The sequence below is a fragment of the Sphingomonas sp. Leaf21 genome (assembly GCF_916858675.1).
Classification (GTDB): Bacteria; Pseudomonadota; Alphaproteobacteria; order Sphingomonadales; family Sphingomonadaceae; genus Sphingomonas.
Genome location: NZ_CAKASM010000009.1, coordinates 84996 through 97707, shown reverse-complemented (window position 1 = coordinate 97707; position 12712 = coordinate 84996). Strand labels below are relative to the sequence as shown.

Annotated in this window: 7 protein-coding genes; 2 read left to right on the top strand and 5 right to left on the bottom strand. The window is 66.8% G+C overall.

Annotated elements, in window-relative coordinates; translation table 11 throughout:
• Nucleotides 1-115: 115 nt before the first annotated feature.
• Complete coding sequence (locus LRP66_RS09765) at nt 116-1168, top strand: arabinan endo-1,5-alpha-L-arabinosidase (RefSeq protein ID WP_230482304.1); 1053 nt, start codon at nt 116-118, stop codon at nt 1166-1168.
• A 348-nt stretch (nt 1169-1516) separates the two neighbouring features.
• Nucleotides 1517-4426: a TonB-dependent receptor gene (locus tag LRP66_RS09760; RefSeq protein WP_230482303.1), complete on the top strand. Its 2910-nt coding sequence runs from the start codon at nt 1517-1519 to the stop codon at nt 4424-4426.
• 131 nt (nt 4427-4557) lie between these two features.
• Here the strand turns inward: LRP66_RS09760 and LRP66_RS09755 are convergent, their stop codons facing one another.
• Genes LRP66_RS09755 through LRP66_RS09735 form a run of 5 tightly spaced genes read right to left on the bottom strand, consistent with a single transcriptional unit; the run spans nt 4558 to nt 12459 of the window.
• Nucleotides 4558-6003: a GH1 family beta-glucosidase gene (locus tag LRP66_RS09755; protein ID WP_230482302.1), complete on the bottom strand. Its 1446-nt coding sequence runs from the start codon at nt 6001-6003 to the stop codon at nt 4558-4560.
• Between the two features lie 60 nt (nt 6004-6063).
• Nucleotides 6064-7869, bottom strand: a complete 1806-nt coding sequence (locus LRP66_RS09750; protein ID WP_230482301.1) for a glycoside hydrolase family 9 protein — start codon at nt 7867-7869, stop codon at nt 6064-6066.
• Nucleotides 7866-9479, bottom strand: a complete 1614-nt coding sequence (locus tag LRP66_RS09745; protein WP_230482300.1) for a tryptophan halogenase family protein — start codon at nt 9477-9479, stop codon at nt 7866-7868. The genes LRP66_RS09750 and LRP66_RS09745 overlap by 4 nt, the downstream gene beginning before the upstream one ends.
• The gene (locus tag LRP66_RS09740) at nt 9476-10951 is read right to left on the bottom strand and encodes a tryptophan halogenase family protein (RefSeq protein ID WP_230482299.1); all 1476 of its coding nucleotides are present in this window, start codon (nt 10949-10951) and stop codon (nt 9476-9478) included. The genes LRP66_RS09745 and LRP66_RS09740 overlap by 4 nt, the downstream gene beginning before the upstream one ends.
• Nucleotides 10948-12459: a tryptophan halogenase family protein gene (locus tag LRP66_RS09735; RefSeq protein WP_268992446.1), complete on the bottom strand. Its 1512-nt coding sequence runs from the start codon at nt 12457-12459 to the stop codon at nt 10948-10950. The genes LRP66_RS09740 and LRP66_RS09735 overlap by 4 nt, the downstream gene beginning before the upstream one ends.
• Nucleotides 12460-12712 lie beyond the last annotated feature (253 nt).

The window sequence follows — 12712 nt, the reverse complement described above, 5'->3', positions numbered from 1 at the left end:
AGCGGGCGGGAAAGAACCGTCGGCACAGGTGTCTTGCCTCGGCTAATGTCCGACTTTACGTGGCACGAGGCGGGTCGTTCCGACGCGACCTCAATAGGATAGGGAGGGGGCGGTCATGGCGCAATCGAACCGGTCGCAGGGCCTGCGCGTCCTGCGCTTGTCGCTCCTGGCGGGCGCGCTCGCGCTCGGCGGGTCGGCGTTGCGGTCCGAATCGGCGGGATGGACGCTGTCGGGCGATATCGTCCCCGCGCACGACCCGGTGCTGATCCATGCGGGCGACGCCTATTATTCCTATTCGACCGGGCAGAATGGTCGCGGACCGCTCGTCGCGCGCATGTCGCGTGACCTCCACCACTGGACGCCGCTGGCCTCGCCGCTGCCCGCCATCCCCGCCTGGGCGCGGGCCGCCGTCTCCGGTGCGCGCGACATGTGGGCACCCGACATAACGCGGGTCGGTGGGCGGTATCGACTCTATTACTCGGTCTCGACCTTCGGCAAGCAGCGCTCGGCCATCGGTCTGGCGACGGCGACGACGCTCGATCCCGCCGACCGCGCTTATGGATGGCGCGACGAAGGGCTGGTGATCGCGTCGCATCCGGGCGACGATTTCAACGCGATCGATCCGGCCTTCGCCCGCGACCGGGCGGGCGGGCAGTGGCTGGCATTCGGCAGCTTCTGGGGCGGGATCCAGTTGATCCGGCTCGATCCGCGCTCCGGCAAGCCAGCACCGGGCGCGCACCCGACCATGATCGCGCGCCGCGCGGCCGGGGAAGCCGATGGCGGCGCCGACGCGATCGAGGCGCCGTTCATCGTCGATCATGGCGGCTGGTACTATCTGATCGTGTCGTTCGACCTGTGCTGTCGGGGCAGCAGGAGCAGCTATCATCTGCGTGTCGGACGCTCCCGATCGATCGAGGGGCCGTATCGCGACCGGTCCGGTCGCGCGATGCGCGAGGGCGGTGGGACCGTTCTGCTGCGGGCGGACGCGGAGGGACGCGATCGCTTTCGCGGGCCGGGTCATGCGGGCGTGCTCCAGGACCGTGACGGGCGCGATTATCTGATCCATCATGCCTATGACGCCGCCGCGAACGGCGCGTCGACCTTGCGAATCGCGCGGCTCGGCTGGGATGCGGAGCAATGGCCGGTCGTCGGAGCGGAGGCGCCTTAACTTCGGGTGCCGCCCGATTCGAGCAAACCCTTGGTCGAAAATGAATATGACGGAGCAGGTCACTTACCTCGTCGGCCATAGCGCGGTTGATCGCGGTTATATATCGGACAAGACCCGGTTGCGGCGTCTTGCACTGCGGAAAAACCGTAAGCGCTGATTATGCGGCACTATTCGCCGAATGTTTGCGCTACCAGTGCTGCGACCGCGCGCAGTGACGGTGTTACTGAAAAACCACGACATGAAAACTCCCTCATAAATTCGTCATCAAAGGCTTGACCAATTCTTGGGATAGTCAGACAAATCCCCGCGAGGGGCACCGAAAGTTCGGGCCATATGAGGGGAGATTCGATGAAGCACCACGTCCTGCTGCTGTCGGTTGCGCCATGGGCGCTGATGGCCGCGCCCGCCATGGCGCAGACCGCCGCACCCGATCAGGGCGCACAGACAGCCGATCCGAACGCGCCGATCGAGACCCAGACTCAAGTGGGTATCCAGCAGGATGTTCAAGAGGTTCCGGATCGCAGCCCGGTCCAGTCCTCGACCACCGGCCTGGAAAGCGAGGCCGTCGACCCGCGCGACATCGTCGTCACCGGCTATCGCGCCAGCCTTGGCAGCGCGCAGGCGATCAAGCGCAATTCCGACGCGATCCTCGATGCGATCGTGGCGCAGGATATCGGCAAGTTGCCCGACAATACGGCGGCGGAATCGCTGGCGCGCGTTACCGGCGTCCAGGTCAGCCGCTACAGCGACGAAGTGAACCAGGTGCTGGTTCGTGGCCTGCCCGACGTGGCGACGACCTTCAACGGTCGCGACATTTTTACCGCGGAGGGACGCCGCGTCGCGCTCCAGGATTTCCCGGCGGGTGCGCTGGCAGGCCTGGAAGTCTACAAGTCCGGGACCGCGGACCTGCTGGAGCCGGGCCTTGCGGGCCTCATCAACGTGCGTTCGCGTCGTCCCTTCGACTTCGAGAAGGGCTTTACCGTCGCGGGGGGCATTCGCGGCACGTATAACGATCAGTCGAAGAAGTTCGACCCGCAGGGCAACCTGCTCATCAGCCAGCGCGCCGACACCGCGATCGGCGAGATCGGCTGGCTCATCAACGCCTCCTATACCCAGGCGCAGTATCGCAACGCCGTCCGTTGGGGCGAGGGCAACACCAACTCTCCGACGGCGGGCACGACGGTCCTGCCGACCTCGGTCGGCCGCGATTTCCAGATCCCGACCGCCGTCGGCGTCTATAACGACAGTGGCAAGCGCTGGCGCCCGGCGTTGAATGCCAGCGTCCAGTGGCGCCCGGCGCACAATCTCGAACTCTATTACGACTTCCTCTATCAGGGCTATCGCGGCGAAATCGCCAATGACTGGTTCCGGGTTCCGCTGCTCGACAACAATCCGACGCTCAGCGACGTCGTCCTGCGCCCCGGCCAGCCGCTTCAGGTGCAGAGCCTGACCAAGACCGGCGGCTATCGTCCCGAGGCGTATCGCAGCACGGCGAAGGGCTACACCAACACCTATCAGGCGGCGGGCGGCGCCAAATGGGATGTGGGCCGCGCCCATCTGTCGACCGACCTGGCCTATACCAACTCGGAATATGGTTCGGACGAGTGGAGCTTCGACACGGCCTTTTCGAAGGTGCCGGTCGCCAACGTCAATTTCTTCGTCGATGACGGCGTGTCGTTCGACCTGCCCGGCTTCGACAACACCAATCCGGCCAATTATATCTGGCGCGGCTATTACGAAGCGACCTACCGCGTGCAGGGCAAGGGGTGGCAATGGCGCACCGACCTGGATCTGGAAACCGACCTGTCGCTGCTGCCCCGGCTGCAATTCGGTGTCCGCTGGACGGATCGCGATGCGTCGCTCAAGCGCGGCAACCGCTATGCCTATACCGAGCCGCTCGCGATTCCGCTGGCGGACGTACCGGCGGGCCAGTTGGGGCTGACCCAGAATGCCTTCCGTGGCAATCAGGGCTTCACGAGCTGGCTGATGCCATCGCGCGACGGCATCGCGGGCAACGCGCCGCAGCTTCGCCAATATGCCTTCGACGCGCTTCAGCGGCTTGTTGCGGGCAATCCGGCGGATCAGGGCTATCGCGACGCGCTGAACCGCTTCGCCTCGCCCGAGGTCCAGCTCGATCCGCTCGCCGCCTTCTACGCGACCGAACAGACCTACGCCTTTTATGGCCAGGCGAAATATGAGTTCGACGTCGGCTCGATCCGGTTCGACGGCCTGATCGGCACCCGCGTGGTCAACACGGTGGGCGAATATCGCGGTATCTCGACGGTGTTGTTCGATGGCGTTCGTCGCAGCGAGGTGCGCACCACGCGCGCCAATTATGTCGACATCCTGCCCAACGTCTCGCTGCGCGTCCGGCCAAACGACAAGCTGCAGATCCGCTTCGGCTTCACCAAGACGCGGACGAAGCCCGAATTCGGCCAGCTCAACCCGGCGCTGAACATCGAGCAGAACAGCCAGGCGGTCATCCCCAACCAGCCGCTCGACCCGCGCTTCCCGGCGGGCCTGAACACGCGGCCGAACGCCTATGGCAGCGGCGGCAACCCGGACCTGCGCCCGCTGACCTCAAGCAACTATGACGCGACGGTCGAATATTATTTCTCGCCGACCGCCTCGCTGACCGCCGCCGTGTTCTACCGCGATCTCGACGGGTTCATCAGCAATTACGTCAACCGCACCATCGATCCGTTCTATGGCCTGATCGAGATCAACCGGCCGGAAAATGCGGGCAAGGGCCGGATCAAGGGCGTGGAAGTCGGCGGCCAGACCTTCTTCGACTTCCTGCCGGGGCTGTGGAGCGGCTTCGGCGTGCAGGCGAACGTGACCTATCTGGAAGGCAAGCAGCGTTATCCGGCCAATCTGTTCGCCTCGGCCGGTGGCACCACGCCGCCGCCATTCGTGCCGATCACCGGCCTGTCGAAGTGGACCTATAATATCGCGCTGTTCTACGAGAAGGGCGACGTCTCGACCCGCCTGTCGTTCAACAATCGCGATGCGTTCCTCAACGGCAACTTCATCAACGGCGACGGTTTCTACAACGGCGAGGGCACGACCCGTCTCCAGCGGCTCGACTTCGGCTTCAACTATAACCTGACGAAGGAGATCACGATCGCCTTCGACGCGGCCAACCTGCTGGCCAAGCCGTTCAACAACTATCGCAGCTATGGCAACGGACTGTCCTACCCGCGCGACGTGCGCGACGAGGGGCGCTATTACGGCGCGGGCGTTCGCTTCCGCTTCTGATCCGATCGACCCTGATACGGGGCAGGGATGGCATGCCGCCATTCCTGCCCTTTTTTTTGTGTCCGAGCGGTCAGCAAAAACCCCACCGGTCGGGGTCGACCGGTGGGGCGCTTTGCGTCCGGGAGGAGGGATCAGACCAGCGCGTTGCGGCGGATCAGTTCCTTATACCACTGGGCGCTCAGCTTGGGCGTGCGCTTCTGGGTCGCGTAATCGACATGATGGAGGCCGAAGCGCAGCGCATAGCCGTCCGCCCATTCGAAATTGTCCATCAGGCTCCACAGGAAATAGCCCTTGAGCGGATATCCCTCGGCGGCGGCGCGGCGGAACTGGCCGAGATAGTTGCGCAGGTACATGATCCGGTCGCCGTCATCGACCAGCCCCTTGTCGTTCAGCACGTCGTCGGCAGACGTACCGTTCTCCGAGATGTAGATCGCCTTGGGCTTCCACAGCTCGCTGACCGCGCGGACGCCCCAATAGGCGGCTTCGGGGCCGACATAAAGCCAGGGCGAGGCCATGCGCGGCGAATGCGCCAGATGCGGCAGCGGGGTATAGCCACGCGGATCGACGGGGTTCGCCTTGACGTAGGTCGGCGTGTAGATGTTGAGCGCGACGAAATCGAGCGGGCTGCCGATCGCCGCCATGTCGCCCGCCTGGACCTTGGGCGCATCGGCCCCGGCGGCGGCGAGATAGCTGTCGATATATTTGCCTTCCAGGACGGCGGTCAGGAACATGGCGTTCTCGTCGCGCATCGCCTTCTTCGTCGCCGCGATATGCTCGGGCGTCTCGATGACGGGGACGAAGATGCTGGCATTGTCGGCGATGCCGACCTCGGTCCCCGTCCTGGCGTTGGCGCGGATCGCCTGGACGCCCAGGCCGTGCGCGAGCACGCCGTGGTGGCGGACCTGGTTGACCTGTCCCTGCGGCAGCTTGAGCCCCGGCGCGTGGATGCCGACCATATGGCCCAGATCGGTGAAGCAGCGCAGCTCGTTGACCGTCATGAAACGGTGCACGCGGTCGGACAGCTTGCCCGCCATGAAGCCCGCATAGTCGGCAAACGCCTTGGCGGTGTCGCGATTCTGCCACCCGCCGGGCAAAGCCTGCGGCAGGTCCCAATGGAACATGGTGACGTTGGGCTGGATACCCGCCGCCAGCAGCCCGTCGATCACGCGGTTATAGTAATCCAGGCCCTTCTGGTTGAACTTGCCGCGCCCCTCGGGGAAGATGCGCGACCACGCGATCGACATGCGATACGCCTTCACGCCAAGGTTCCTCAGGAGCGCGATGTCCTCGTTATAGCGGTGATAGCTGTCGCAGGCGACGTCGCCATTGTCGCCATTGGCGATCTTGCCGGGCGTGTGCGAGAAGACGTCCCAGTTGGTCTGCCCGCGACCATCTTCCTTCACCGCGCCTTCGATCTGGTAGGATGCGGTGGCACATCCCCACAGGAAGTCCTTGGGAAAGCTCAAATCCTCTGCCTGGGCGGCGGCGGCGCGGGTGGCGGCGAGCGTGCCCCCGCCGGTGGCGAGCGCGGCACCGCCCATCACCATGCCGGTCTTCATGAAATCGCGACGGTCCATCGAAAGTCCTCTCTGCAATCGGTATGATATTCGTGATCTGAACGGTGGCTGGCCGTGCCTTCAGCGCGGCTGGGCGAGCGGGCGGGTCAGGTCGCTCGCGACCCAGACCAGCGGCGCGTTCCAGTTGATCGCGACTTCGTTGTGGCCATAGGCCCGCGCATCGTCGATCCAGCAGCGCTGCCCCACGCAGCGCCCCTTCATCGGCGCGGAGACCGGCTCGGGAAAGCTGGTGCTGTTGGCGCCACCGCTCAGGACGCCGGGCGGCGGGCCGGGCATCTTCGCGTCGAACTGGTGCGCCCAGAAACGGTGATGGGGGTTCTTCAGCGGCTTCCACCCGAACCCGCTGACATAGCTTTGGTCGAGCGGGTTGCGGCCGAGGACATAGTCCATCGCGTCGACCTCGGCATCGCGGTAGCGCGGGTCGCCGGTGAAACGCGCGGCCAGCGCCAGGATCATCGCGCGTCCCATCAGCGCGCTGTTCGATCCCCAGCTATAGGCGGTCGAGGCGAAGGGAATGTGGTATCCCGAGCGCGAATCCTCGTCGAGCAACCGGTCGGCCAGCGCGATCAGCCTGGCGCGCGCCGCCGCGCGCTCGGACGGCATGACGCCGGTCGCGGTGGCGAGCGTGATCGTGCCGAGCGCGGCGGTGCCGGCCCAGCTCGGCTCGCCATGGAGCGGCGCGGTGTGGAGCGGATTGCGACGCAGCGCCTCGGCGAGTTCGGGCATGCCGGTCGTCGCATAGAGTTCGGCGGTGGCCCAATAAAGCTCGTCGGTCAGGTCGTTGTCGCCGTAACCGCCGCTGCCGTTGAACGCCTGCGCGGCGTAGATGTCGGGATTGCGCAGCGCCGCCTGATAGGCCTTGCCCGCCGCGACGAGGCAGCGCCTGGCGAAGGCGTCGTCGATCCCGCGCCAGATCCGCGCGCATTGCGCGGCCGTCGCGGCGAGGTTGAGCGTCGCCGCCGTGCTGGGCGGATAGAGCAGCCGTTCCTCACGATCGTCGGCGGGCGCGGTGGGCAGCCTGGTCCAGTTGCGGTCGGCGACCTTGTGATGCGCCATGCCCCCGGCATCGACCATGGTCAGCCGGTAGGGGCCTCGCCCCTGCTGCCCGACGGGTAGCGCGAGCTTCTGGCCGTCGGGCACCTGCATCGCGAGCAGGAAGCGCATTTCCCAACGAGTTTCGTCGAGCAGGTCGTTGACGCCGTTCCCCGCCTCGGGCAGCGCGGCGGCGCCATCGGGGAAGGGGGGCTGGCTCGCGTCCACTTCATAGAGATTTTGAAGCATCCACAGGGCGATGCCGCCATTGACGACATATTTGCCCTGGTCGCCCGCATCATACCAGCCGCCGGTGACGTCGAGCGTGTAGGGACAGCCCGGCCAATCGGTCCCGGCGAGATCGATGCCCTTGAAACAGGTCACGACCTCCTTCGGATGCCCCGCCGCGCGCGCCCATTGCGGCCCACCCGCAAAGCGCGCCTCGATCGCCACGCCGGCGCGCTGCTGATAGAAGAAGTTGAGCGCGGCGCGGGCGAGCGGATCGTAGAGCTTCGCATCGATCGCGAAGGGATGGCCGACATGGCCGTCGACCCGCAGCCTGTAGGTGCCGGGGGTGGCATAGCGGGTCAAGTCGATCTGATGGACCTTGTCGCCCGATGCGGCATCGGCTCCGAAAGGCGTCGTCCGCCCCTCCGCGACGACACGGCCAGCCTCGTCCAGCAATTGCCAGGGCAGCGGCGCCGATCCGCTGGCGGCGACGATCGCGCGCTTGGCGGTGTCCGGGCGGAAGCCGAGCTGGTTGAGATGCGGGCCCGGCGCATCGCTTGCACCGATCCCGAGCAGCGCGATCAGGGGAAGGACGATCCGCTTCACAGCAGCGGTCCTCCCGCAGCGGGGGCTGTTCGCGAGAAGGCGAACCCACCGTCGGCCGCGTCCGTCGACGTCAATCCGGGAGCGAGCGGCGAGGGCGCGGTCATGCGCAGGAAGTCGCCATGGCTGGGCAGGCGTGCCGCCACATCGGCATAGCCGCCGCGTATCTGTTCAAGCGCGTCGGCGACCAGATCCTCGTCCAGCGCATCGACGGCAGGCTCCCAGCTTTGCGGCACCAGGCCCTGGCCCAGGCACACCGCGACCCAGCTCGGATTGGCGAAGAGATCATAGCCTTCGCGGAACAGCCGCCCCTTGCCCGACCACAGCGCCATCTTGCGCGCCAGGCTGTCGGGCACGTCCATCGTCCGCACGCGGTTCCAGAAGGGCGTGTCGCTGCGCCGGGTCGCCTTGTAATGCAGGATGATGAAGTCGCGCACATCCTCGTACAAATCGTGCATCTGGCGGTTGAACTCGTCACGCTCGGCGGGGTCGAAGCGCGTGTCGGGGAACAGCGCGACCAGCCGCTGGATCGCTGCCTGGACCAGGTGGATGCTGGTCGACTCGAGCGGTTCCAGGAACCCGCTCGACAGTCCAAGCGCCACGACGTTCCGGTTCCAGCTTTGCCGCCGTCGCCCCGCGGTGAAGCGCAACTGGCGCGGCTCGCCCAGCAATTCGCCTTCGAGACTGTCGAGCAACTTTACCCGCGCGGTCTCGTCGTCGAGGAAGTCACTGCAATAGACCAGGCCATTGCCCATCCGGTGCTGGAGCGGGATTCGCCATTGCCATCCGGCGTCGCGTGCCGTCGCGCGGGTAAAAGGGTCGGGCTCGCGCGGATCGGGCAGCGCGCAGGGGGCGGCCACCGCCCGGTCGCAGGGCAGCCACCGGGCATAGCTTTCGTAGCCGGTCTCCAGCGCCTCCTCGATCAGCAGGCCGCGAAAGCCCGAGCAGTCGATGAACAGCTCCCCCTCGATCCGCCGCCCGTCGGCCAGCGTGACCGCCTCGACATAGCCATCCTCGGGGCGCAGCGCGACCGTGTCGATCCGCCCCTCGATCCGGGTGACGCCGCCCTGTTCGGCATAGCCGCGCAGATAGCGGGCATAGAGCGAGGCGTCGAAATGGAAAGCGTAGAACAGCTCGCGGATCGGCGAGCGGGCGTCGGCCTTGGCCCGGCCGAACCGGCCCGCCCTGGCGGCGACCGCGCTCATCGACCAGTCGGCGATGCCGGGGATCGCGCGGCGGTGATGTTCGCGCAGCCAGAGCTGGTGGAAATGCACCCCCTGAAGATCGTGGCCGAACCGCCCGAAAGGGTGGAAATAGCGCTCGCCCTTGTCGCCCCAGTCGACGAATTCGATGCCCAGCTTGAACGTACCGCCGGTCTTGGCGAGGAAGTCGTTCTCGTCCAGGCCCAGCATCTGGTTGAAGGTGATGATCGGCGGGATCGTCGCCTCGCCGACGCCGACCGTTCCGATCTCCTCGGATTCGACCAGGGTCACCTGGGTATAGCCGTTGTTGAGCAGCCGGGCGAAGGCGGCGGCGGCCATCCAGCCAGCGGTGCCGCCGCCGACGATGACGACCCGGCGGATGCTGTGGTCATGGGGGGGCGTCACGCTCATCGGGCAAGGCGTCTCATCTGGGCCGCGCGCCATTCGTCATGGGCGGGCATCTGGGGAAGGGCGGCGGCGATGGCGTCGGACAGGCGGGTCATGACCGCCGCGACCTCGCCATCGGGTACGCCGTGGACCAGCGGATCGACACGGCGCGGCAGGAATCCCTGACCGAGCAGCATCGCGGCCCAGCTATCGCGCGCGAAGGTTTCCTCTTCGTAGAAGGGAAGGCGGCCGCGCTCGGCGAACTGGGTCAGGCTGTGCTCCAGGCTGGCCGGGGGCTCGGCAAGGGCGACGGCCCGCCACATGGGTTCGGGGCGGCGCGCGGTGCGGTAACGCGCGGCCAGAAAGTCGCGAACCCGCTCCGCCTCGGCCAGCGTCTGCCGGTTGTAATCGGCGGCTTCGACCGGGGCCATGGCGCGGTCGGGTAGCATCGCGATCAGCCTGTCGATCGCGCTCAGCGCCAGATGGAGGTTGCACCATTCGAGTGGCTCGACCTGAGTCGCGGCGTCGCCGATCGCGATGCAGTTGCCGTGCCAGGGCCGGGGCCGCGTGCCGGGTCGAAGGGCGATCACGGGCTCCGGCCGTGCGCCACCCTGCGCCATCGTCGCGGCGGCGTCGGCATCGGACAGATAGGCGCTCGCATAGGCGAGGCCGACCTGTTCGCCGCTCGACCAGCGCCATCCCGCCGCTTGCGCGATCACCTCGGTCAGGACGGGTGCGCCGGTGCCCGCCGGGCTGGTGCCCAGCAGGACCCGGTCGCACGGAATCCATCGGCTCCAGTCCTGCCAGGCATCGTCGATCGCGCCGCGCAACACAGCCTGGGGGCCGCTGGCGTCGAGGAACAGGTCGGCGGTCAGCGACCGGCCCTGCGCGGTCGTGACCGCCTCGACATGGCCGCGCGCGTCGACGCCGACCGATGCCACCGAGTCGGCGATCTCGACCACGCCGACATGGGTCGCGAAGGCGCGCATCATCGCCAGATGACGCGGCAGGTCGAGCGTCAGGCCGAATTCGTGCGCGCCGAACAGCCCGCCCGGTGCTGGCGGAGCGAAGCGTCCGTCGCGCGCGATCCGGGCGGCGGGCGAATAGGCGTCGAACGGCTGTGCCGCGCCGTCACGTGCGGCGCGGACCCAGTGGAGATGAAACGCCGCCGGGCCGATGCCATGGCCATAGGGACCATAGGCGTGGACATAGTCGGGCAATCCCTCCGCCCAGCCGATGAACCGCGTACCGAGGCGATAGCCCGCCCCCGATCGTGTGACGCCGTCGTCGATGCCGATGCCCAGATCGGCCTGAAAGCCGGGCAGCGAGGGCAGGGTGCAGGCGATCCGGTCGGCGAGCGCGTCCGGCGGGACCGGGCTCGCGAGCAAGGTCACGTCGAGGAACGGCGCACGGCGCTTGAGCGCGGCGGCGGCGCACCATGCGGTCAGGCCGCCACCGACGACCAGGATGCTGCGTATCGGCGTCGCGTCGCTCATGCCGCCGCTACCATCGGGCAGTATCGCTCGAGGAAGCCACGATGATCGGGCCGTCCCGCGACCTCGTCCGCGATTTCCCGGCGCAGACCGTCGACCGCGCGCAACAGATCGGACGTGCTCGCGACATCGGCGCGTGGGTCCCATCCCCCGGGCACCACGCCCTGTCCGAGATAGACCGCGATCCAGCTCGCATCGAGGAAAACGCCCTCGCGATACTTCACGACTCGCGCCCGCCTGCGCCACAGGTCCAGCTTCTCGGCCAGACTGTCGGGGATCGGCATCGTCCGGACATAGTTCCAGAAGGGCGAATCGTCGCGGGTCGTGGCGTGATAATGCAGGATCAGGAAGTCGCGAATCCGGTCATATTCCAGGTCGGTGATCCGGTTGAACTCGTCGCGGTCCGACGCGGCGACCTGTCGATCGGGGAATAGTTCGACCAGCGCGGTGATCGCCTGCTGGACGAGATAGATGCTGGTCGACTCGAGCGGTTCGAGAAAGCCGCTGGCCAGGCCGATCGCGACGCAATTGCCGACCCAGCTTCGCCGTCGCCGCCCGGCCTTGAACCGCAGCAGGCGCGGCTCGGCCAGCTTTTCGCCCTCGACCGCCGCCTCCAGGGCGCGGGCGGCATCCGCGTCGCTGACGAAATCGCTCGCATAGACATAGCCATTGCCGGTGCGGTGCTGCAGCGGGATACGCCAGCGCCAGCCGGCAGGCATGGCGATCGCGCTGGTATAGGGGGTGACGGCGGTCTCGGTCCGGCACGGCATCGCCACCGCCCGGTCGGTCGGCAGCCATTTCGACCAGTCCTCGAACGGCTCCTCCAGCGCCTGGCCGAGCAGCAGCGAACGGAAGCCCGAGCAGTCGATGAACAGGTCGCCCTCGACCCGCTCGCCATCGGCCAGCGTGACCGCGCGTATCAGGCCGGTGTCGCCGTCCCGCTCCACGTCCACGACCATCCCCTCGGTCCGCACCGCGCCCGCCTCTTCGGCCAGGCCGCGCAGATAGGGGGCGAAGAGCAAGGCATCGAACTGATAGGCATAGCCATAGGTCGAGGCGAGCGTCTGCCCCTCGCGCAGCGGGTGGTCGAACCGCGCATCGCGTGCCAGCGCGCAGGCATAGGACAGCGAGTCGAGCGGCGGCAGATCATGCCCTTCGCGCAACAGCCGCGTCCAGTAATGGTGGAAGTCGATCGCCCCCGTGCCGCGTCCGAAGGTTCCGAACGGGTGAATGTAACTGTCCCCGATCCGGCCCCAGTCGCGGAATTCGATTCCCAGTTTGAAGGTCGCGCGGGTGCGCGCCATGAACTCGGCCTCCGGGATGCCGAGCCGCTCGTTGAATGCGCGGATATGGGGCAGAGTGGCCTCCCCAACGCCGACGACACCGATCGCCTCGGATTCGATCAGGCGCACGCTGCACTGTCCCGGCAGGAGACGCGCCAGCGCGGCGCCCGCCATCCATCCGGCCGTGCCGCCGCCCACGATGACGACCCGCACCCTTTCCTGCGACACGCCGCGTTCCCCTCGATCAGACCCGTAAAGCCAGGCCGTTCGGCCATTTCATGGCGCGCCTTTAACCGCGCCGCAATCCATCAAGATCGAAGCGTTGCAGGAATGTCGCACCTTGGTCCGGATCGGTTATTTGTCGGTTACGCGATAAGTTAAATGTCTTGTGAAAAGGTTTTTGGTAGCGCAATCAGCTGTCTGAATATTGCGCCGATAAGCGCAGATTCGACCTAATCGGGCGACGCCACAGGGGCGCGCA